Genomic DNA, 21,626 nt, shown 5'->3' on the forward strand with positions numbered 1-21,626 from the left:
TAACGAATGTTTTTACCTTCAATCGCTAGTAAATTGCGAAATACAATATAGAAATCTATTTAAAACAAAAGAGAGCATCAAAGCTCTCTTTTATTTTAACCTTTATGAGATTTGTCACTAGCGTTGTCAGTACTAGTTTGAGAATCAGCCTTTTTCCCCCACCATGTAGCAAGAAGCGGTCCGGAAATATTATGCCAAACACTGAAGATTGCACTTGGTACTGCCGACAATGGGGAAAAATGGGCAACAGCTAAAGCTGCACCTAAACCCGAGTTCTGCATTCCTACCTCAATCGAGATTGCTTTTTGATCTGCAAAATTCAGCTTTAACAATTTCGCTAAAACGTACCCTAAAAGAAGTCCTAAAACATTGTGTAAAACAACAATTGAAAAAATTAAAAGTCCAGTTTCAGCAATTTTACCTGAATTAACAGCAACAACAGCTGCAGCCACTGCTACAATCCCCACAACTGAAATTAGTGGTAATACAGCAACACTTTTTTCAACCTGTTTACGGAATAATAATTTGACAACAATTCCTAAAATAATTGGTACTAACACAATCTGCACGATTGATAAAAATAACGAACCAGCAGAAACCGGTAACCATTTACTTGCGAACAACAATGTAAGTGCAGGTGTTAAAATTGGAGCTAATAATGTCGAAACAGAAGTAACAGCAACAGACAATGCTGTGTTACCTTTCGCTAAAAATGTCATAACGTTTGAAGCAGTACCACCTGGGCAACAACCTACCAAAATGACACCTACAGCTACTTCTGGTTCTAATTGAAATAACGTAGCAAGACCAAATGCCAACAATGGCATGATCGTATATTGTGCTAACACTCCAACAATAACACTTTTTGGTGCTTGAAACACTGCTTTAAAATCCTGCAAAGATAAAGTTAAACCCATACCAAACATAATAATGCCTAATAAAAGTGCAATATGAGGGGCAATCCACGTAAAGCCTCCTGGGATAAAAAACGCTAAGATGGCAAAAACAATAACCCATACAGCAAATGTGTCGCCAGCTTTTTTACTTACCTTCTCTAAAAAATTCATGTAATCTCAACCTCCTTTGTAGAATTATATATTAGTATTCTGAAATTTCAATATTTATTTATAAAGAGGGAATTATTGCAAGTAATTTGTAAGGGGTTGTTACAGGTTTTATGAAAGGTTTGTAAAACAGAGAAGTAACGCAGATCTAGTCAGTGTCTCGTTAAATTCAGTGATCTTCTCGTCTAAGATCGGATTTATCTCGCTAAATTTAGCTTAAGTCCCGTCAAATTCGAGGATATTCCGTAAAAGTAGAAAAGTCACATTATTTGTATTTGGTCACCCATCCTGCAAATTAAAAAGACCCCTCAGATTGAGGAGCCTATAATCACACTTCTTCTTCCGTATAGGGATCTTTTTCATAACCAGGTAAATCACCAAAAATGGTCATCAATCCTTCTTCATCAAGCATATCTTCATACTGCTCATGCTGATTAGAAGGGTAGACAGTGATTTCTTTTCCCTCAATATCAGTACCTACAAAATTCTCGTAGTCCTCAACATAGCCATCGGGTTCTTCTGATTCCATATACATATCGTTGTAGTGATCTTTTGGATATGTTAAATCGGATGGCGTTTCAGATGAACCAAAGCTATTGACGATTTGATAGGCATCTTCGGCATCAAAAGCGACATTTTCATCTTGGTCATCATAGTTAAATTTTCCGAATGGAGGCATAAGGACACCTTCTTCAATCGGTCGATTATGAGAGACAACCTGTTCTGGTGCATGCTCCTTACACGTTGTAGCTGTTGGTATTGCATCAAGTCGATCTAACGGGATTTCCATTCCGCATACTTCACATTTGCCATAAGTTCCGTTATCAACAGCTTGGAGAGCACGGTCTATATCAGTTAATTCCTCTTCAGTATGTTCATTTAGTGCAATATCTTTTTCACGCTCATATAATTCGGTTGCTTCATCTGCTGGGTGGTTGTCATAGCTTGAGAGCTCACCAACTGATTCATGAGCATGTCCTTCTTCTAAACCATAATGTCCATTCATTTCAAAGCGTTGTTCAATCTCATCCTTCATTTTTAATAGCTGTGAACGGAAGGTCTCTACTTGTTGTGAACTTAGCATGCCATCCACGCTCCTTCCTTAAATATATTTCTACTACCTATTATGAGCAGTTAACATGAAATCATGATTGTAAATAATTACACAAAAAAACACGGCTTTTATCCGTGTTTTTCATGCATTACATATAATGACCTATAAATAAGCCAAGTGCTAACAAAAATCCAAATTGTACATTTGTTTGTGCTGTAGCCTTCATTGCGGGCATCATTTCTATTGGACGAACTTTCCCAATAAATTGCTTCACAGCTGATATAGCTTTTGGAATGCTTAAAAATACAATTAATGACCAAGAAGTAGCCACACCGCTAAAGACTAGGATTAAGGTGATGATATAGGAAGCAATAAACAAGAGTGCAAGAAAGCAAATTGAGTTTTTTCTTCCTAATAATATAGCTAGTGTTTTTCGTCCATTTTCTTTATCACCATCTAAATCGCGAATATTGTTAGCAGTTAAAATTGCACCGACTAAAATCGCAATTGGAACAGAAAATAAAAAGATAGTAAATGATAAGGTTTCTGTTTGAATAAAATAGGCAATTAATATGATAACAGTACCCATAAAGAAACCAGCTACAAGTTCGCCAAAAGGTGTGTAGGCAATAGGAATAGGTCCTCCTGTATAAAAGTATCCTGCTGCCATACATATGATACCTATTAAAGCAATCCACCATGTAGACATTATGCAAATATAAATGCCAATAACTGTTGCGATCGAAAGGAAAATAATAGCTAAATTTAGAACTGTTTGCGCCTTGATCCCATTTCGAACGATGGCACCACCAATTCCAACAGATGATTCATTATCTAAACCACGTTTATAGTCAAAGTATTCATTAAACATATTTGTTGCAGCTTGAATTAGAATTGAAGCTATTAACATTGCAATGAATATTGAGAGCTTTATTGATCCATCGTTCAAGGCTAACACGGTTCCAATTGTAACCGGGATAAATGCAGCAGATAATGTATGTGGGCGAAGAAGCTTCCACCATATTCTAAAGCCTTTGTCCTGATTTATAGAAGGAACTTGCGGCGTTGTCTGAGGTTGCATATGATTACTCCTTTTTTGAAAAATAAAAAAGTATAAGTTTTTACACTAATAGTTCATTTTAGTGCTAGGAGACTTCGCATGTTCTAAGTTTGTCTTAAATTAAAAGTAACGACTCCCAAACAATAGTTTAGAAAAATAACATAGGGGTGTCAATCCTTTTCGTTACAACAATCCTAGCTTATTATTACCAGTAATACCTATAAAATGATTGTTCATTTCAATACGTTTTCATTTTAATCCTGAACGACAAGATATATAATAAGGATATATTACGATATTTTATAAGACGAATCCATTCTATTGACACACCTATTCTGTAGGTGTATCTTAATATAAGCATTTTTGGTGTCGGGGGGATAAGCTTGATAACAACTTTGGATCATACAATAAAAGAATATATACAACATGCATTGGAAGAGGCAAAGCAAACGAATCAATCGGTGATCGTTAGCCGTATTAAAGAAGTGGATGCAATTGACCCCCTCCATTTTTTTGCCTCAGGTGAAGAAATATATTTAGGAGAACGTTTCTTTTGGTCTACGCCAACTGCAGATTTTACAATGGTAGGTTTAGGAAACGAGCTTGTACTTGAAAATGAAAATCGCACACCTGAACGGTTTCAGAAAATTGAAAAAGAATGGAAGCGTTTTAATAAGAAGGTAATTGCAGACCATAAGAAACAAGTTGGGACAGGCCCTCTTTTATTTGGTGGTTTTTCTTTTGATCCAATGAAAGAAAAGGATGTGCTTTGGGATGCATTTGCTGAAGCGAAATTTGTATTGCCAACGAATATGTTAACTGTTTTTAAAGACAAAACATATATCACAATAAATAAATTAATTACACCAATGGATAACTTGGACACTTGTATCAAACATTTCGAGCAGGTTGGTGAACAGGAATTTACCTTGTTTCCTTATCAAATAGATTGTGAAAAAGGTAACGAATTCGCCTCGATCGAATTAAAAACAACTGAATGGGTAGAAGCAGTTCAACGAGCAACGGCAGATATTCGAGCCAGTGAAATAGACAAGGTAGTGTTAGCAAGAGAAGTTCATTTAGAATTTACGGAAAAGATCGATCCATATCAAGTAGTAGGTCGTCTACAAAAAGAACAACCTACAAGCTTCATTTTTGAATTCGAGAATGGTCTTCAGCATTTTGTAGGTGCTACACCTGAGAGGTTAATTAAAAAGGAAGAAAATCAGGTTCTTTCGACATGTCTTGCTGGATCAATTAAAAGAGGGAAAACAAAAAGTGAAGATAAATTGCTTGGCAATGAGCTATTACATGATGATAAGAATTTAATCGAACACGATATTGTTGTGAAAATGATTAAAGATGCGTTTGAACATTGTTGCTTTGAAGTAAGTGCTCCTGAAGCTCCTGCTTTATTAAAAACAAATAATATCCAACATTTATATACACCTGTTAAAGGCTTTGCAAAGAATGGTCATACTTTGCTTTCGATGGTTGAAAGATTGCATCCCACTCCAGCATTAGGAGGATTTCCAAAGGAAAAAGCGATCGAAAAAATCCGAGAGCTAGAACCGATGCATAGAGGATGGTATGCTGCACCAGTTGGATGGATTGATCATGAAGACAATGGTGAATTTGTTGTTGCAATACGTTCGGGATTGATAGAAGGCAACCGAGCAGCCTTGTTTGCAGGGTGTGGTATTGTAGAGGAATCTGATCCAGAATCGGAATACTTCGAAACAAAAATGAAATTAAAGCCAATGTTGTCAGCGTTAGGAGGGGTAGAAAATGAATGAACTTGATTCATTTACACAGTATGTAGCAAGCTTTGTTGATGAATTAGTAAGCTCTGGTGTTGATAAGGTTGTTATTAGTCCGGGGTCACGCTCTACACCCTTAGCTATCTTAATGGCAGAGCATCCTAAGCTTACGTGTTACATTAATATTGATGAGAGATCAGCAGGCTTTTTTGCACTTGGGATCGCCAAGTCGCAAAAAAAGCCTGTTGCCTTGCTTTGTACATCTGGTACTGCTGCTGCCAATTACTATCCAGCAATTGTAGAAGCACATTATGCTAGGGTTCCATTACTAATATTAACTGCAGACAGACCTCATGAATTAAGAGATGTTGGTGCACCTCAAGCAATCGACCAAATACATATGTATGGTAACTATCCGAAATGGTTTGTTGACCTTGCATTACCAGAAGAACAACCTAATATGCTCCGGTATGTAAGAACAGTGGCAGCGAGAGCAGTTGGAACATCAAAAACAAGTCCTGCTGGAGTCGTTCATTTAAACTTTCCATTTCGTGAGCCATTAATTCCTAATATCAACATACCTAACTTGTGGAGTAAACTAGATACAAAAAGTACATATTTACATATATCACCGACAAATTCATTTTTACCAGAGGATGAAATGGATAAAATCGCGAATCTTTTTGAAGATAAAACCAATGGCTTAATAATTTGTGGTGAACATTATGATCAGGGGTTTGTTGAGAATGTTCAAAGCCTATCAGAGTATTTGAAGTTTCCTGTTTTAGCGGATCCTTTATCACAATTGAGAGCTGGTGTGCATAATAAGCAGGGGATTGTGGATAGCTATGACTCAATCTTGAAGGACAAAGAATTAGTAGAAGAGCTAAAGCCTGAAGTTGTCATACGCTTTGGTGCAATGCCTGTGTCAAAACCACTCATGCTAATGCTGAAAAATAATCCTGATATTATACAAATAGTTGTTGACCAGGGTGGTACCTACCGAGATCCAACGCTTAACGCTTCACACTTGGTAACATGTGATGAAACTGCTTTTTGTCAAAGTATGATCAGGAAAGTAAATAAAAAACAGGCTACTCAGTTTTATCAATCCTGGATCCAATGTGATAAGTTATACTGGGAAATGATAAACCAATCATTAGAACAAATGACTGAGATGTTTGAAGGGAAAATTGTTCGAGAGCTACAGCAGTTTTTACCAGATCGCTGCACACTTTTTGTAGGAAATAGCATGCCAATTCGCGATGTTGATACATTTTTTGGACATACTAACAAGGAAATTAAAATCATGGCAAATCGGGGAGCGAGTGGCATTGATGGGATCGTGTCGACAGCACTCGGAGCTAGTGTAAATGCTGAACAACCAACGTTTTTATTAATTGGTGATTTATCTTTTTATCATGATTTAAACGGGCTTTTAGCTGCGAAAATGAACAATCTCGATCTAACGATTCTTTTAGTTAATAATGATGGTGGCGGGATTTTCTCCTTTTTACCACAGTCTAATGAAGAAAAGCATTTTGAAACATTGTATGGAACAGCAATTGGTTTAGACTTTTCAAAAGTTGTTGACATGTATAATGGTTCATATCAAAAAGTCGAAAGCTGGAAAGAATTACATACATCTCTTCATTCAACCAAGTCCAGGAAGGGTCTAAAGGTCATTGAAATCCCAACTGATCGAAAAACTCGTGTCAAAGTTCATCGGGAATTGTTAGATCATGTTTCCCAGGAAATAAGAAAAGTGTTGAAATGATGAAAATTAGAGGCATACATTATCATGTAGATGTTTATTCTGAAGGGGAACCACTTGTCTTACTTCATGGTTTTACAGGATCTTCTCATAACTGGAAGTCAGTTATGAATGATTTAAGGAATTGCACCTTCATATTGATCGACATTATTGGCCATGGGAATACAGAAAGTCCTGAAGCTCCCTCTAGATATAGAATGGAGGAAGTTGTAAAGGACCTTGCAAGTATTTTAGACGAAATAAAGATCGAGAAAGCAAATTTTCTCGGTTATTCAATGGGTGGAAGGTTGGCTTTAGCTTTTGCAGCAACTTTTCCTAACAGAGTAAATAAATTAATTTTAGAGAGTAGTTCACCTGGTTTAAAATTTGTGGAAGAGCGAGAAAAGCGTAAACATGAAGATGAAAAGTTAGCAGGTGAAATTGTTAGAGATGGGATTGTCAAGTTTGTTGAAAGATGGGAAAACATTCCGCTATTTGCTACGCAGAAACGGTTACCGATACAGCAAAGGAATTCGATTAGGCAGCAAAGATTACAAAACTCAAATCTTGGCTTGGCAAATAGCTTAATTGGAATGGGAACAGGTGCTCAAGTTTCTTTGTGGGAAGAGCTTCCGAATATAAAGATTCCAGTTCTCCTCTTGTGTGGGGAATTAGATAAGAAGTTTTGTGATATAGCTAAAAATATGGACGAGCATCTTTCTATTTCAGTCGTAAAACAAATAAACGACGCTGGTCATGCAATACATGTGGAACAACCGCGAATTTTTGGTAAAATAGTAAATGAGTTTTTAAATACAGATCTGTCTGTTAACTAGGAGGATTAAAAATGGCAATTGAATGGGTTAGCGAACGTAAGTATGAAGAGATTATCTATCAAACATATAATGGTATTGCAAAAATCTCAATTAATCGTCCACACGTACATAATGCTTTTACGCCAAAAACAGTTATGGAATTAATTGATGCATTTGCATATGCCCGTGATGATGAAAACGTTGGAGTGATTATCTTAACGGGTGAAGGTGGAAAAGCATTTTGTTCAGGTGGAGACCAGAAAGTTAGAGGACATGGTGGATATGTTGGAGATGATCAAATTCCACGTCTAAATGTTCTCGATTTACAACGCTTAATCCGAGTAATTCCAAAGCCTGTTATTGCAATGGTAGCGGGATATGCGATCGGTGGAGGCCATGTATTACATATTGTTTGTGACTTAACAATTGCAGCAGACAATGCAGTATTTGGACAAACAGGTCCGAAAGTAGGAAGCTTTGATGCGGGTTATGGTTCAGGCTATCTTGCAAGAATCGTTGGTCACAAGAAAGCTCGAGAAATTTGGTTCCTATGCAGACAATACAATGCACAAGAAGCGTTGGATATGGGATTAGTTAACACTGTAGTTCCTCTTGATCAATTAGAAGCGGAAACAGTGCAATGGTGTGAAGAAATTTTAGAGAAGAGTCCAACAGCGATCCGTTTCTTAAAAGCAGCATTCAACGCTGATACTGATGGACTTGCTGGAATTCAACAATTTGCTGGTGATGCGACATTACTCTACTATACGACAGATGAGGCAAAAGAAGGTCGTGACGCATTTAAAGAAAAGCGTACACCAGACTTTAAGCAATTCCCGCGTTTCCCTTAATAAGCTAAATAATGTGTTTGACAGCTTGATGATTATTAGCTCATCAAGCTGTTTTTATTAAGGCAAGACGTCTAGACCTTTAAGTCTTAAAATTATTATGAAGAAACCTTCTTTTTTATCAATGATTAAACAGTGACTTTACGCATTACTTATATTTGGTGGTGGGAAAATGAATCTATTCATGCCTAATTGGTTAAAACAACGTGCAGAGCTGACACCTGATCGACTCGCAATAAAAACAGACAAAGAAATGCTTTCTTTTCAGCAACTTCATACTAGGGTAAAACAACGTGCACATCTATTATCATTATCTGGTGTTGAGTCAGGTCATCATACTGCAATCTTAATGAAAAATAGTATTGAAATGGTTGAAACAATCTATGCGGTAATGTCTATAGGTGCAGTGGCTGTTATGTTAAACACTCGTCTTTCAGATCATGAATTAGAATGGCAGGTTCTCGATGTAGAGGCAGTTCATATCATTAGTAACCAGGAATATCTGGGTAAAATAAATGGTCTTAAGGACAAGAAAAATATCATTGTAAGCGAACAGATTCATCAAGTAAATGATGAAGTTCAAAGTTTCATAAATGTTGATGGAGAGTATACTCCTGACCAAGTTGCCACAATTATGTATACTTCTGGAACTACAGGAAATCCGAAAGGCGTCATGCAAACATTCGGAAATCACTGGTCAAGTGCAATCGGTTCTGCTTTAAATTTAGGATTGCAGTCTAATGATCGCTGGCTGTTGGCAGTTCCACTTTTTCATATTAGTGGCTTATCAATTTTAATGCGTAGTGTGATTTATGGAATGGGGATTATCTTACTTGAACGTTTTGACGCTAATAAAATGAATGATGCCATTTTTCAGGATAAAGTTACAATTGTTTCAGTTGTTACTACGATGCTCCAACAGATGCTTGAAAAACTAGACAAACAGCAATATCCTGATTCATTTCGTTGTATGCTTGCAGGTGGTGGTCCGGTCCCAAAAAGCTTACTTGAGGAATGCCAAACCCGGAAAATTCCGGTTTATCAAACATATGGAATGACAGAAACCTCTTCACAAGTGGTCACTTTGACTCCTGAGCATAGTATGAAAAAGTTGGGATCGGCTGGTAAGCCGTTATTTTCGTGTCAGATAAAAATTGTGAAGGACGGAAAAGAATGCCTAGCAAATGAAGAGGGAGAAATCCTAGTTAAAGGTCCCAACATAACAAAAGGCTATTGGAAGAGAACAAAAGCAACTGAAGAAGCTATTCAGGATGGCTGGCTACATACTGGAGATCAAGGATACAAAGATGATGATGGCTTTTTATTTGTACTTGACCGTCGTTCAGATTTAATCATCTCTGGTGGAGAAAATGTCTATCCTGCAGAAATTGAAGCAACCTTGCTTTCACATCCTAAGATTAGGGATGCAGGGATAGTCGGTGTTGAAGATGAAAAATGGGGACAGACCCCATATGCATTTGTTGTTTTACATGAAGAGCTATCTAAAATTGAGCTTGTAGAATACTGCAAAGAGCGTTTAGCAGCTTATAAAGTACCAAAAGATTTTAAGGTAATTGAAGAACTTCCAAGGAATGCGTCAAATAAACTACTCCGTAGAGAATTAAAAGATTGGCTAAATAAGGGATGAAGCGATTAAATGATAAAAATTAAAACAGTCACGTTACATCATATCACTCAAACTTTAAAAACTCCTTTTACCTCTAGCATTGGCCATGTTACCGATCGAGAGAGTATTCTAGTTGAAGTGACAGATCTTGAGGGGATAAGTGGATGGGGAGAAGTTGTAGCATTCTCTACTCCTTGGTATACGGAAGAAACAATCTCTACAGCTTTTCATCTTTTAAAAGATATATTAGTACCGTTACTAATGAATCAACCCATTTCACATCCAGATCAACTTAATCACATATTTCACAATGTAAAGCGTAATTATATGGCAAAAGCTTCACTTGAAGGTGCGATCTGGGATTTATATGCGAAAAAACAAGGTGTATCTTTAGCCTTTGTATTGGGCGGTGAAAAGTCTGAAATTGAATGTGGAGTGGTTGTGGGCATATCCTCGATTTCTAAAATGACTGAGCAAATTAGCCAGTATGTAGAGGAAGGGTATAAGCGTTTTAAAGTGAAGATTTCTCCTGATCAGGATATTGAGTTAATTGAGGGAATTAGGAAAAAATTTCCGAAGTTGCCTTTAATGGCTGATGCGAATTCTTCCTATTCATTAAATGATACCGACAGACTAAAAGAGCTAGATCAATTCGGGTTACTTATGATTGAACAGCCACTTGCTGCAGATGATATTATCGATCATGCGAAGCTCCAACAAAAGCTAACAACCCGTATATGTTTGGATGAGAGCATTGTGACAAGTGAGGATGCTCGAAAAGCAATCGAACTTGGGAGCTGTAGAGTCATAAATATTAAGCCAGGGCGTGTCGGTGGCTTGACAGAATCAAAAAAAATACATGATCTTTGTAAAGCAAACGATATTCCGGTATGGTGCGGCGGTATGCTTGAAACTAGCATATCTCGTGCGCATAATATTGCACTTGCCTCACTTGCAAACTTTTCAATCCCTGGGGATATCTCTTCATCTTCAAGGTACTGGGAGGAGGATCTCGTTTACCCAGAAATTAAAGCTGTAAATGGGAAAATAACAGTACCTAGGGCTGAAGGAATAGGCTTTCATATGCAAATGGATATCGTGAAAAAATATCGGAACTCAGTAACGGTTATTAAAAATTCTTATATTTAGTTTGAAAAATTGATTAAATTAAAAGTCTATTTTCAACTGTGAAAATTTATATATTAGTTCAAACGAAAGATTAAAATGCAATTTCTTCAGGTGGTTAAAAGTCATATATAACAGTATACTTTTACTGAAAGGAAAACTTTCAATATGAAGAACAAGTTTCACTTTCTGCTCAGTATGTAATCCAGCCGTTTAGGCTGGATCTTTTTTTTTGTCGATATAAAGATGTTGACAATGATGAATATATACATTAATTTTGTACTAAGGAAACTTTTTTAGTTATATAAACAAAATATGCAATAAACTAAAATAATGGCACATATACTAAAATAGGTACATAAATTATTTCAATTACAATAGTTGAAAAAATTTTTTACTATAAAAGTTGCCTTAGGGAAACATCTTCAAAACAGAATGGAGGAGAAAAGGATGAAAAAGTGGTTTGTAAGTATAGTAGCATTAGCAGCTATTTGCTTATTAGCAGCATGCGGTAATGACAAAACAAATGGTGAAACTAAAGACAAAGTTCAAGTGACAACTACAACAGGTCAAGTTGCTGATGCTGTGAAGAGCATCGGTGCTGATAAAGTAGAGGTTGTTTCTTTAATGGGCCCTGGTGTTGATCCTCATCTTTATCAAGCTTCCCAGGGGGACATTCAAAAGTTAAATAAAGCAGACATCATTTTTTATAGTGGGCTTCATTTAGAAGGTAAAATGGGTGAAATTTTTGAAAAGATGGATGATGATAAACCAACTGTGGCAGTTGCAGATTCCATACCAGAAAGTAAGTTGTTAAGTGCAGATGGTTCAACATCACATGATCCACATGTATGGTTCGATATTCAAGCTTGGCTCTATGTCGTTGATTCAATAGAACAAGAGCTTACAAAACTTTCACCAGAGAATGAAAAATTGTTTAAAGAAAATGCATCAGCTTACAAAAAAGAGCTAGAAGAAATGGATCAATATGCAAAAGAACAAATTGAAATGATTCCAGAAGAAAGTCGAGTACTTGTCACTGCTCATGATGCTTTTAAATATTTTGGTCATGCATATGGACTTGAAGTTATGGGGTTACAGGGATTAAGTACAGATTCAGAATATGGATTAAAAGATGTTCAAGAACTAGTTAACACATTAGTAAAACGCAACATTAAGGCTGTATTTATTGAGAGTAGTATTTCTGAAAGGTCAATTAATGCAGTTGTCGAAGGTGCTATGAAGCAAAACCATCAAGTTGTCATCGGTGGGGAGCTATTCTCAGATGCAATGGGTGACGAAGGAACTGATGAGGGAACATATATCGGTATGTTTAAGCACAATGTTGATACAATTGTTTCATCTTTAAAATAAGGAAATGAGAAAGAAAAATTAAGGGTGGTGTTCTAGAATGATTCCTGTTCAAGTAGAGAATTTAACGATCGCTTATCACCACAAGCCTGTCTTGCAGGAGGTAAGTTTTGAAGTTCCTGAGGGTAAGTTGATTGGTATTATTGGACCCAATGGTGCAGGGAAATCAACCTTAATCAAGGGTGTATTAGGATTAATCCCAACTGCCTCAGGTGAAGTTTCGATATATGGAAAAACATATAATAAGCAACGTAAACTTGTAGGCTATGTTCCCCAACGTGGTTCTGTTGATTGGGACTTCCCAACAAATGCTTTAGATGTTGTGTTAATGGGGAGATATGGTCATATAGGTTGGTTTAAACGACCTCGTAAAAAAGATCTAGTGTTTGCGAAGGAATGTCTTGATAAGGTAGGAATGCTGGAGTATGGAAATCGCCAAATTAGTGAGTTATCAGGTGGGCAACAGCAGCGTGTTTTCTTAGCAAGAGCTCTTGCACAAGATGCAGATGTGTATTTTATGGATGAACCATTTGTTGGGGTTGATGCTGCGACGGAGAAAGCGATTATTGCTTTGCTAAACGAGCTGAAGGCAAAAGGTAAGACAGTTCTAGTCGTTCATCATGATTTACAAACCGTTAAGGAGTATTTTGATTGGGTTTTGCTTTTAAATATGAGAAAGATTGCCTTCGGACCAACGAAAGAGATTTTTACGATCGAGAATTTACAAAAAACGTACGGCGGGAAACTTACGTTTTTACAAGATCAATCTGTGTTGATAGAGGAGACATGATAGGGGTGAAGTAAATATGCTTGAAGCCATTCTTTTACAACTTCAAAATCCAAATACACAATGGGTATTAATTGGTACAATGCTTCTTGGAATTGCAAGTGGTGTAGTTGGAAGCTTTACCTTGTTAAGAAAGCAAAGCTTAATCGGTGATGCGATGGCACATTCAGCATTACCAGGGGTTTGTATAGCATTTCTTTTGTATGGATCGAAATCATTAATTTGGTTTTTAATTGGAGCTGCAATTGCGAGTTTAGTTTCATCCTTTTTCATACAATTGATTATTAATCACTCTCGAATAAAAGAGGATTCAGCTTTAGGAATCATTATTTCCGTTTTCTTTGGTTTTGGGATTGTTCTTTTAACATATATTCAGCACAATGGAGCGGGAAATCAAAGTGGATTGGATGACTTTATTTTTGGGCAGGCAGCCTCCATGGTAGCTGCTGATGTTCGGTTAATTTCGATCATTGCCTTTGTTTTGATTATAATTACTGCCGTATTTTATAAAGAGTTTAAATTATTAACCTTTGATCCTCAGTTTGCAAAAGGGATTGGAATTCCTGCAAAATTTTTTAATAGTTTGTTGCTTTTACTAATTGTTTGCTCAGTCGTCATAGGACTACAAACTGTTGGGGTTGTTTTAATGGCTGCTATGCTTATCACACCTGCAATTAGTGCGAGGTATTGGACAAATAAGCTTAGCTACATGATTATTATTTCAGGTTTCATTGGAGGGCTTTCTGGTGTTACAGGGACTTTGCTTAGTACGGTCACAGAGGGTATGGCAACAGGCCCACTTATTATCATTTCAGCAACCTTAATGTTCCTATTGTCGCTCGTTTTTGCTCCGAGACGAGGATTACTTGCAAAGGCACTGAAACAACTTTCCTTACGAAAGAAAACAGCAGTTGAACAATTGTTATTGAGCTTTTATGATCTTACTGAAAGTGGGAATTGTCAAGGAATAACGGATAAACAGCTTCTTCAAAAGAGAAAAGTGTCAAATAGGCTTTATTTATACGCGCGTGATGTCTTACAAAAGAAAGAGTATATTACTAAATTTTTTGATGGGAAATGGTTGTTAACAGATAAAGGGATTGAAGCTGGCTATGAGCTTGTTTTGAAACAACGATTATTCGAAATGTATTTAATGCATGAGATGGAGTTTGCTTACTTAAAGCTTAAAACGAAGGATGACTTAAATTTAAGTTCTATTTCTATAGAAGCAAAGAATCAGCTCATAACTTTATTAACAATACACGATCGAATACCATTATTAATGCCAAAATCATCTAGTGCTGAGGATAGGAGGGTGATGATTAATGACATATGATGCTTGGATCATTGTAACAGGATCATTAGTTGCCATTACTTGTGCGATGATTGGATGTTTTTTAGTGTTACGTAAAATGGCAATGTTAGCGGATGCGATTTCTCATACAGTATTGTTAGGAATTGTCGGTGGTTTTTTAATTACTCGTAGTTTAGAGGGACCTTCATTATTAATTGGTGCAGTTGTAGTTGGACTTTTAACAGCATTACTTGTGCAAGTGCTAAGTGGTAAGGGAGTTCAAGCAGATGCAGCAATAGGTGTTGTTTTTACGTCACTTTTTGCAGTTGGTGTTATCCTCTTATCGGTGTTTGCAGGCAACATCCATTTAGATGTTGATCATGCTTTAATGGGAGAAATTACGTTTATTCCTTGGGATACGTTAGAGTGGAATGGGATGGAGTTAGGACCAAAAGCAGTTTGGCTTTTATCCTTTGTTTTTCTAGTGAATTTACTAATCATTGTTCTCTTTTATAAAGAATTTAAGATAAGCTCCTTTGACCCGGAGATGGCTGTGGCAATTGGAATCCCTGTTTTATTCATTCATTATTTACAAATGGGGATGCTATCAATTACTACAGTTGCTTCATTTGACAGTGTAGGCGCGATATTGGTTGTTGCTATGTTAATTGTTCCTGCATCAACTGCATATTTGTTAACCGATAAGCTGCTTAATATGTTATTTATAAGTGCTGGGATCGGCGTGGTTTCTGCAATAAGTGGTTATTACATGGCTACTTTATTAAATGTTTCAATAGCTGGTGCAATGGCAACATCTACAGGAATATTGTTTGGATTTACATTTTTATTCTCACCAAAGCATGGTTTACTTGCAAAAAAACGAGCACAGCAAAAGCTTTCTAAAATAAGTAGTGGCCAAGGCTTAAATAGTTAAATTTAAGGCTGACATAATAAAAATGTCAGCCTATTTGAAGTTACTCCATCAAACCATACTCAATGGCACTATCAGCCACAAGTCCATCCACATCATGGGGAAGGTCATCTAATGATCCAAATTCGTAATCCCATAAGTTTGTAAAGGAATTGACGTACATTGGAAATGAGTCAGCACTCGAATTTTTCACATCGCTACGAAACGAATTAAGTAAGCTTTCCTTCAACATGATTACCCCCTTAGGATTTCTATAGATAGTTTGTGAAAAACAAGAAAAAATATGTAACTTTTTGAATAAAAATGAAAATCATTATCAATAATAAAAAGGGATGAACGAGTAGTTGCAGCTACTCGTTCAAGGTTGAGCTTAAGCATCAGTTGGTTCGAACGTTTTGCAATCAGTTTCTTTGCTGCTGCTAGCTTGCTCCCCTGTATGACTAACAACATAGATTGCATCAGCTTTACACTTGTTGCCTTTTCCCCAATAATTACAGTTATTTACTTCGCATAATACATCTTGTGCCATATTTAAAACCTCCTTAGTAAAAAAATGAGTTACATCATTAGTCTGCCATTTTCTACGTGTTTCATACCCTTTTATGTGTTGAAAGCAAGATGAAAAACGTCGCGATATGCGACGTTGAATTTAAGATTCATTTTGCTTCATATAACGTTTATCCTTCATAAACAGCTTCCAAAAGTAAACAAACCCTGGAAATAGAATGAGGAATCCGACAATGTAAGTAATAAATAATGCTCTAAATGTATTTGGATGAGTAAATCCAGATTGAATTGTTACATCCGGATAAATCATGTAGGGTAAATGTGCTCTGCCATAAGCAAAGCTTGCAAGTAAGTATTGGATTGTCACTGCAATAACAGCTAACCTTGGTCGACCAATACGGTGGTTATGTTTAGCAGATGGTAAAAATAATGCTGCTCCTGCAATAAAAAATGAAACAACTGAACCAATAAGATAAGGCATATACTCTAACATATTTGTATAAAGCCAATTCGCTTCATTTTTTAATGTTAGCATAATGAATAGTGCCATGATCAAAGAAATTGGACCTAGAATGAGTGCATCACGTCGATAAACTCGGTATGCTTCTAATTCATCGGCAACATTTGAATAATCTGCAAGTAATAAAGAGGATAAGAAAAGGGTGCTACTTACTGCAAATCCGATAAAGGCATATGTATTCGGACTAGTTAACAAGGCATCAAATTTTAATTGATGAACATCGTTGATAACTTCAATATAACCACCGTGAGTAATTGGAAGAACGAGCATCAATAAAGCGGGTATAATAAAGCCTGAAATTCCAGAAACATATGTTAAAGCTTTTTCATAATCCTTTGCTACATGGGAGAATACTAAAAATCCGCTTCGTAATGCAAGTAAAATTAAAATGAAGCTTCCCGGCAAAAGTAAGACCGTCCCAAGAATAAATGTTGCTCCAGGGAAAAAACTAACGAGCGCAATGACGATTGCTACGATAAAAACATTGGTTACCTCCCAAGTAGGTGAGAGATAACGATTTGCGATATTTGTTGCATTTGTTTTTTCTTTATTAATATAAATCATTGACCAGAAACCCGCACCAAAATCCATTGTTGCCATTACGGCATAAATAAACACAAAGCCCCATAATACCGTAATGGCCAGTAATGAATCTGTTGTCATATTGATTCACACCTTCACTTTAGATTAATAAATACTCATACTTCCATTAGGAGGTAAATCACCATCAAGTTCGTTTTCAACAGGATGTCTTTTAAAGTAATATTTAAGGACAAGTAAAACGGCGACCCCTAAAATAACATAAATCAAGGTGAATAGAATAAATAAAACGCCAATTTGGGTAGATCCTGTAACAACATCGGCTGTTTTTAAAATTCGGTAAATAACCCATGGCTGTCTCCCAGTACATGCAAAAATCCAGCCAAACTCAATTGAAAGAAGTGATAGTGGTCCTGCGATTACAAAGGCAAACATAATAGGCTTTGGAAAATGGGGTTTTTTCAAAAGTTTATTCCAAAAAAATCCAACCATTGATAAAAAGATTAAAAAGCTTCCGATTAATACCATTCCATTGAAAAGGGTGTGGACAAATAAGGGAGGCCAATATTCTTCAGGGAAATCATTCAATCCGATTACTTTTGTTTCGAAGCTATTACCTGCTAAAAAGCTAAGGGCCCAGGGTATTTCAATTGCGTATTTAATTTCCTGCGTTTCTTTATCAGTAAAGCCACCGATTGCAAGTGGTGCATAATCTTGTGTTTCGAATAATCCTTCTGCAGCTGCAAGCTTCTCAGGCTGATATTCATGTAGCATTTGTGCAGATTCATGTCCATTTAATGCAGTTAAAAGTGAAAAAATCCCTCCGATAGCAAGGCTTAGCATAAGAGCTTTACGGTGGAAGCTGAATACTCGTTGATTTTTTCTGTTTTTTAGCATTTTAAACGCTGAAATTGTACAGATGATAAAGGCACCAGTCATATATGCTGAGACGGCAACATGTGCAGCAGAAATAAAGAAGCTGGGGTTAAAGAATGCAGCCCAAGGATCAACATCAATAATTTCACCATTTTCAATCCGAAAACCAGCGGGAGTACCTTCAAAGGCATGGACATTCGTAATTAATACAGCTGACGCACTAGCACCTAATAACACAAGTGATACACTTAAAATCCTCATCTTTGGAGAAATTCGATCAGCAGCATACACATAAATCGACATAAACAAGGCTTCTATAAAAAACGCATAGATTTCGATTTGAAAGGGTAAAGCCATTACTTTCCCGATAACTTCCATAAAGCCAGGCCATAATAATGCAAGTTGAACACCAGCAATTGTTCCAGTAGGTATAGCTACACCGAGTAAAACCGCTTGACCCTTAGTCCATCGCTTCGCCATTATTGCATAGTCATGATCTTTTGTTTTTTGATAAAGAAGCTCTGCACACAAGATCATTAACGGTAGGCCAACACCTAATGTGGCAAAAATGATGTGAAAGCCCATAGTGGTCCCAAATAGTGAACGTGCCAATACTAAATCATCCATCAAGATCCGCCTTTCTATTCCTTACCTATGTTGACACACTTAGTGTCCACTATTTTCTATATAATATTCTTTCTTCCTATTTTGGGAAAGGTAGGAATGTGAGGGTAATAAAAAAAGTGAGCGAATTTCGCTCACCAGTTTTCATTATTTACTTGAGAGTGCCTTTTTCAATGTTTCTAGGTTTTTCTTCATGATACTAAAATAATCTTCATTATTTTTAATATCTTCATCTGTCACTGTCTCTAGGTTGCTTAATGTTAACGCTTCGGCACCGATTTGCGCTTGAACAATATCTGTAACATTACTGCTAACATTTGATTCAAAGATAACATAGTTGATGTCATGCTCTGTCGCTGTCTCAATAATACTTTGTAATTCTTTTTGTGAAGGCTCCTCAGTTGGAGAAAGTCCTAGTACACTAATTTGTTTAATGCCATATCTCTTTTCCCAGTAGCCATATGCAGCATGTGAAACGAGGATTTCCTTTTTATCTGATTGATTAACTACATCAGTAAATGACTTATCTAAGTCTTCTAATTGTGATTTTAATTGTTGGAAATTTTCTTCAAATGTTTCTTTACCTTCAGGATGTAATTCAACGAGTGCATTTTTAATATTTTCAGCTAATGTAATAGATAGAATCGGATCAATCCAAACGTGAGGATCATTATCACCATGAACATGTTCTTCTTCATGAGCATGTTCTTCCTCTTCATGTTCGTGAGTAGCTTCTTCTTCTGTATGAGCTAAAAGATCAATTCCCTCTCCAGCATTTATAAAGGCAACATTTTCTTGTGCTAATGATTCTTCAATTTGTTCTGTAAAGCTCTCAATTCCAACACCTGAATAAATAAAGCCATCAGATTTAGCGATATCAACCATTAATTTAGACGTAGGTTCGTATGTATGGGCATCCGCTCCTGGTGGTAAAATGCCTTCCACTTCTACTAAATCTCCGCCAATTTTCTTTGTGAAATCCTCTAAAGGATAGATTGTTGTGTAGATTTTCAACTTGTTAGAATCATTTGATTCATCGTTTGTGGATGGTGTGGAAGCATCGCCACCATTACAGGCTACTAGTGATACAGCTATTAATAAAATAATACTTATAAGTAATGATTGTTTTTTCATTTTCTTGCTCCTTTCAATAAATCAGCATGATTACGATTAAGCCTTTTTTATTATATCTTAATCATTCCGTTTTGAGAACATGTTTTTTAATATGTTGTTCAAGAAACATACATAGTATTAGCCAGATGTTGATTTGGATTACATCATTTTTTGTTATGGTTTAATGCGCATTTAGTAAGTTAATAAATAGTAATTGTTACGATTTATATAATAGTATATAAATAGTGAAAAAACAAGAATTATGATATATTTAGATAAATCAAAAAAAGTGGAGGGCTATTTATGAGAATCGTTGATGAAATTTTAGTTCACAATGAAAAGTTTGTGGCTAACAAAGAATTTGAACAGTTTGAGACAACAAAATTTCCAGAGAAGAAACTGGTAATCCTATCCTGTATGGATACTAGATTAGTTGAGCTTTTACCAAAGGCAATGAACATTAGAAATGGTGATGTGAAACATGTTAAAAGCGCTGGAGCGATTGTTGCCCATCCATTTGGGAGTATTATGAGAAGTATTTTGGTTGCTGTATATGAATTAAATGCTGATGAAATTTGTGTTATTGGCCACCATGATTGTGGGATGAGTAAATTAAATGCTGATTCTTTTCTAGGACATGCAGTTGAAAGAGGAATTTCAGAAGAAACAATAGAGACACTGAAATATTCAGGAATTGATTTAGATCGCTGGCTAAAAGGTTTTGATAAAGTAGAGGATAGTGTTCGAGATAGTGTAGAGCGCATTAAAAATCATCCACTTCTAGCAGAAAATATACCAGTTCACGGTTTAGTTATTGACCCTGCAACAGGAAAATTAGATGTGGTTGTTAATGGGTATGAAGACTAAAATGTTTTCTATATTTCTTTGGTAGTATAAGTGTTAACGATCATAAAGCAGTGGATTTCATAATAGAAATCACACTGCTTTTTTTCTGATTTTTTAAACGGCAAACAGTATATAATATTTCTAGATAAAGGAAGGAGTACAGATGTTTTTTCTATTTCTCGCTTTTTTCCGGAACAGGATCAACACCACCAGGATGAAAAGGATGGCATTTTAAAATCCGTTTTACCGTTAAATAACTTCCTTTGATCACACCGAAACGGCGATATGCTTCTAACCCATAATGTGAGCAGGTTGGATAAAAACGACATGTTGGAGGTGTAATTGGTGAAATAAATTTCTGATAAAAACGTATTATTGCTATAAATAAATGCTTCATCTTAGCTTCATAGTCTCCTAATCCTTCTTTTCTTTTAGTATACGTTTTTTTGTGTGAATGCCAAGTTTTTGATCTAAAAACTTGAGCTTTAATGAATTTAACCCTAGTAGTATCCTTGATTAAGAAAAACTACCTTGATTAAAATGAATACGAATTTTAAATTAATATGTTACAATGATAAAAGAATTTTACTTTAGGAGTGAAGAGAATGCCTTCAGTTGAAAGCTTTGAATTAGATCATAATGCAGTAAAAGCACCATATGTTCGTCATTGTGGTGTTCATAAGGTTGGTAGTGATGGAGAAGTAAATAAGTTCGATATTCGTTTTTGCCAGCCAAATAAACAAGCGATGAAACCTGATACGATTCATACACTTGAGCATTTATTAGCATTTAATATCCGTGAGCATGCTGAAAAGTATAATCATTTTGATATTATTGATATTTCTCCAATGGGTTGTCAAACTGGTTATTATTTAGTTGTAAGTGGGAATCCAGAAGTAACTGAAATTATTGATTTATTAGAAGATACGCTTAAATCAGCTGTTGAAATAACAGAGATTCCTGCTGCTAATGAAACACAATGTGGCCAAGCAAAGCTTCATGACTTAGAAGGAGCTAAACGTTTAATGCGTTTTTGGCTTGAGCAAGATAAAGAAGAATTAGCAAAGGTATTTGGATAATAAAAAAAATCGGTGTCCCTTTTTTGGGGACA

The 21,626-nt window shown here is 36.1% G+C and carries 21 protein-coding genes; 12 read left to right on the forward strand and 9 right to left on the reverse strand.

The genetic code is table 11. From position 1 onward, the window contains the following. Positions 1-95 precede the first annotated feature (95 nt). From WCV66_RS09930 to WCV66_RS09940, 3 genes are all read right to left on the reverse strand, one after another. Positions 96-1,067, reverse strand: coding sequence for a bile acid:sodium symporter family protein (locus WCV66_RS09930; protein ID WP_338788853.1), 972 nt, complete (start codon positions 1,065-1,067; stop codon positions 96-98). Positions 1,068-1,392: 325 nt separating this feature from the next. Further along, positions 1,393-2,148 (reverse strand): yteA family sporulation protein, encoded by a 756-nt coding sequence (locus WCV66_RS09935; RefSeq protein ID WP_066326305.1) that lies wholly within the window; start codon positions 2,146-2,148, stop codon positions 1,393-1,395. A gap of 118 nt (positions 2,149-2,266) precedes the next feature. Continuing rightward, entirely contained in the window at positions 2,267-3,199 is a 933-nt protein-coding gene (locus tag WCV66_RS09940; RefSeq protein WP_338788854.1) for a 1,4-dihydroxy-2-naphthoate polyprenyltransferase, read from the reverse strand. A gap of 362 nt (positions 3,200-3,561) precedes the next feature. Here WCV66_RS09940 and WCV66_RS09945 point away from each other — a divergent pair, with 362 nt between their 5' ends. From WCV66_RS09945 to WCV66_RS09990, 10 genes are all read left to right on the forward strand, one after another. Beyond that, a complete protein-coding gene (locus WCV66_RS09945) occupies positions 3,562-4,974 on the forward strand; it encodes an isochorismate synthase (RefSeq protein WP_338788855.1) in 1,413 nt (470 codons plus the stop codon). Further along, positions 4,967-6,715, forward strand: coding sequence for a 2-succinyl-5-enolpyruvyl-6-hydroxy-3-cyclohexene-1-carboxylic-acid synthase (gene menD / locus WCV66_RS09950; protein WP_338788857.1), 1,749 nt, complete (start codon positions 4,967-4,969; stop codon positions 6,713-6,715). Before WCV66_RS09945 ends, menD begins: the two co-directional genes overlap by 8 nt. Then, the gene (menH, locus tag WCV66_RS09955) at positions 6,715-7,527 is read left to right on the forward strand and encodes a 2-succinyl-6-hydroxy-2,4-cyclohexadiene-1-carboxylate synthase (RefSeq protein ID WP_338789431.1); all 813 of its coding nucleotides are present in this window, start codon (positions 6,715-6,717) and stop codon (positions 7,525-7,527) included. The genes menD and menH overlap by 1 nt, the downstream gene beginning before the upstream one ends. 11 nt (positions 7,528-7,538) lie before the next feature. Beyond that, positions 7,539-8,357, forward strand: a complete 819-nt coding sequence (gene menB, locus WCV66_RS09960) for a 1,4-dihydroxy-2-naphthoyl-CoA synthase (protein WP_066326327.1) — start codon at positions 7,539-7,541, stop codon at positions 8,355-8,357. A 169-nt stretch (positions 8,358-8,526) separates the two neighbouring features. Beyond that, positions 8,527-10,002 carry an o-succinylbenzoate--CoA ligase gene (locus tag WCV66_RS09965; protein ID WP_338788858.1) on the forward strand — a complete coding sequence of 492 codons (1,476 nt, stop codon included), beginning with the start codon at positions 8,527-8,529 and terminating at the stop codon, positions 10,000-10,002. 9 nt (positions 10,003-10,011) lie between these two features. Continuing rightward, entirely contained in the window at positions 10,012-11,130 is a 1,119-nt protein-coding gene (menC, locus tag WCV66_RS09970; RefSeq protein ID WP_338788859.1) for an o-succinylbenzoate synthase, read from the forward strand. Positions 11,131-11,556: 426 nt separating this feature from the next. After that, on the forward strand, positions 11,557-12,480 hold the full coding sequence (locus WCV66_RS09975) for a metal ABC transporter solute-binding protein, Zn/Mn family (protein ID WP_338788860.1): 924 nt from the start codon (positions 11,557-11,559) through the stop codon (positions 12,478-12,480). Between the two features lie 37 nt (positions 12,481-12,517). Then, complete coding sequence (locus WCV66_RS09980; protein WP_066326350.1) at positions 12,518-13,267, forward strand: metal ABC transporter ATP-binding protein; 750 nt, start codon at positions 12,518-12,520, stop codon at positions 13,265-13,267. 16 nt (positions 13,268-13,283) lie between these two features. Further along, a complete protein-coding gene (locus tag WCV66_RS09985; protein WP_338788862.1) occupies positions 13,284-14,600 on the forward strand; it encodes a metal ABC transporter permease in 1,317 nt (438 codons plus the stop codon). Next, positions 14,590-15,492, forward strand: a complete 903-nt coding sequence (locus WCV66_RS09990; RefSeq protein WP_338788863.1) for a metal ABC transporter permease — start codon at positions 14,590-14,592, stop codon at positions 15,490-15,492. The genes WCV66_RS09985 and WCV66_RS09990 overlap by 11 nt, the downstream gene beginning before the upstream one ends. Before the next feature lie 40 nt (positions 15,493-15,532). Here the strand turns inward: WCV66_RS09990 and WCV66_RS09995 are convergent, their stop codons facing one another. From WCV66_RS09995 to WCV66_RS10015, 5 genes are all read right to left on the reverse strand, one after another. After that, entirely contained in the window at positions 15,533-15,721 is a 189-nt protein-coding gene (locus WCV66_RS09995) for a hypothetical protein (protein WP_066326359.1), read from the reverse strand. A 138-nt stretch (positions 15,722-15,859) separates the two neighbouring features. Further along, entirely contained in the window at positions 15,860-16,018 is a 159-nt protein-coding gene (locus tag WCV66_RS10000; RefSeq protein ID WP_066326360.1) for a DUF1540 domain-containing protein, read from the reverse strand. Positions 16,019-16,138: 120 nt separating this feature from the next. Further along, positions 16,139-17,179, reverse strand: a complete 1,041-nt coding sequence (locus WCV66_RS10005) for a cytochrome d ubiquinol oxidase subunit II (RefSeq protein WP_066326361.1) — start codon at positions 17,177-17,179, stop codon at positions 16,139-16,141. Positions 17,180-17,203: 24 nt separating this feature from the next. After that, positions 17,204-18,559 carry a cytochrome ubiquinol oxidase subunit I gene (locus WCV66_RS10010; protein WP_338788865.1) on the reverse strand — a complete coding sequence of 452 codons (1,356 nt, stop codon included), beginning with the start codon at positions 18,557-18,559 and terminating at the stop codon, positions 17,204-17,206. 144 nt (positions 18,560-18,703) lie between these two features. After that, the gene (locus tag WCV66_RS10015; protein ID WP_338788867.1) at positions 18,704-19,690 is read right to left on the reverse strand and encodes a metal ABC transporter solute-binding protein, Zn/Mn family; all 987 of its coding nucleotides are present in this window, start codon (positions 19,688-19,690) and stop codon (positions 18,704-18,706) included. 282 nt (positions 19,691-19,972) lie between these two features. Between WCV66_RS10015 and WCV66_RS10020 the strand changes: the two genes are divergently transcribed. After that, positions 19,973-20,536: a carbonic anhydrase gene (locus tag WCV66_RS10020; protein ID WP_338788868.1), complete on the forward strand. Its 564-nt coding sequence runs from the start codon at positions 19,973-19,975 to the stop codon at positions 20,534-20,536. A 151-nt stretch (positions 20,537-20,687) separates the two neighbouring features. Here the strand turns inward: WCV66_RS10020 and yidD are convergent, their stop codons facing one another. After that, the gene (gene yidD, locus WCV66_RS10025) at positions 20,688-20,912 is read right to left on the reverse strand and encodes a membrane protein insertion efficiency factor YidD (protein ID WP_066326365.1); all 225 of its coding nucleotides are present in this window, start codon (positions 20,910-20,912) and stop codon (positions 20,688-20,690) included. Positions 20,913-21,120: 208 nt separating this feature from the next. Here yidD and WCV66_RS10030 point away from each other — a divergent pair, with 208 nt between their 5' ends. Next, entirely contained in the window at positions 21,121-21,594 is a 474-nt protein-coding gene (locus WCV66_RS10030; RefSeq protein ID WP_066326366.1) for an S-ribosylhomocysteine lyase, read from the forward strand. Positions 21,595-21,626 lie beyond the last annotated feature (32 nt).

Source organism: Metabacillus rhizosphaerae (genome assembly GCF_037201795.1).
GTDB classification, from domain to species: domain Bacteria; phylum Bacillota; class Bacilli; order Bacillales; family Bacillaceae; genus Metabacillus; species Metabacillus rhizosphaerae.

Bases quoted from the DNA above. Each gene is read 5' to 3' on its own strand.
- WCV66_RS09930 (WP_338788853.1), bottom strand. From the start codon at position 1,067: ATGAATTTTTTAGAGAAGGTAAGTAAAAAAGCTGGCGACACATTTGCT.
- WCV66_RS09935 (WP_066326305.1), bottom strand. From the start codon at position 2,148: ATGCTAAGTTCACAACAAGTAGAGACCTTCCGTTCACAGCTATTAAAA.
- WCV66_RS09940 (WP_338788854.1), bottom strand. From the start codon at position 3,199: ATGCAACCTCAGACAACGCCGCAAGTTCCTTCTATAAATCAGGACAAA.
- menD (WP_338788857.1), top strand. From the start codon at position 4,967: ATGAATGAACTTGATTCATTTACACAGTATGTAGCAAGCTTTGTTGAT.
- menH (WP_338789431.1), top strand. From the start codon at position 6,715: ATGAAAATTAGAGGCATACATTATCATGTAGATGTTTATTCTGAAGGG.
- menB (WP_066326327.1), top strand. From the start codon at position 7,539: ATGGCAATTGAATGGGTTAGCGAACGTAAGTATGAAGAGATTATCTAT.
- WCV66_RS09965 (WP_338788858.1), top strand. From the start codon at position 8,527: ATGAATCTATTCATGCCTAATTGGTTAAAACAACGTGCAGAGCTGACA.
- menC (WP_338788859.1), top strand. From the start codon at position 10,012: ATGATAAAAATTAAAACAGTCACGTTACATCATATCACTCAAACTTTA.
- WCV66_RS09975 (WP_338788860.1), top strand. From the start codon at position 11,557: ATGAAAAAGTGGTTTGTAAGTATAGTAGCATTAGCAGCTATTTGCTTA.
- WCV66_RS09980 (WP_066326350.1), top strand. From the start codon at position 12,518: ATGATTCCTGTTCAAGTAGAGAATTTAACGATCGCTTATCACCACAAG.
- WCV66_RS09985 (WP_338788862.1), top strand. From the start codon at position 13,284: ATGCTTGAAGCCATTCTTTTACAACTTCAAAATCCAAATACACAATGG.
- WCV66_RS09990 (WP_338788863.1), top strand. From the start codon at position 14,590: ATGACATATGATGCTTGGATCATTGTAACAGGATCATTAGTTGCCATT.
- WCV66_RS09995 (WP_066326359.1), bottom strand. From the start codon at position 15,721: ATGTTGAAGGAAAGCTTACTTAATTCGTTTCGTAGCGATGTGAAAAAT.
- WCV66_RS10000 (WP_066326360.1), bottom strand. From the start codon at position 16,018: ATGGCACAAGATGTATTATGCGAAGTAAATAACTGTAATTATTGGGGA.
- WCV66_RS10005 (WP_066326361.1), bottom strand. From the start codon at position 17,179: ATGACAACAGATTCATTACTGGCCATTACGGTATTATGGGGCTTTGTG.
- WCV66_RS10010 (WP_338788865.1), bottom strand. From the start codon at position 18,559: ATGGATGATTTAGTATTGGCACGTTCACTATTTGGGACCACTATGGGC.
- WCV66_RS10015 (WP_338788867.1), bottom strand. From the start codon at position 19,690: ATGAAAAAACAATCATTACTTATAAGTATTATTTTATTAATAGCTGTA.
- WCV66_RS10020 (WP_338788868.1), top strand. From the start codon at position 19,973: ATGAGAATCGTTGATGAAATTTTAGTTCACAATGAAAAGTTTGTGGCT.
- yidD (WP_066326365.1), bottom strand. From the start codon at position 20,912: ATGAAGCATTTATTTATAGCAATAATACGTTTTTATCAGAAATTTATT.
- WCV66_RS10030 (WP_066326366.1), top strand. From the start codon at position 21,121: ATGCCTTCAGTTGAAAGCTTTGAATTAGATCATAATGCAGTAAAAGCA.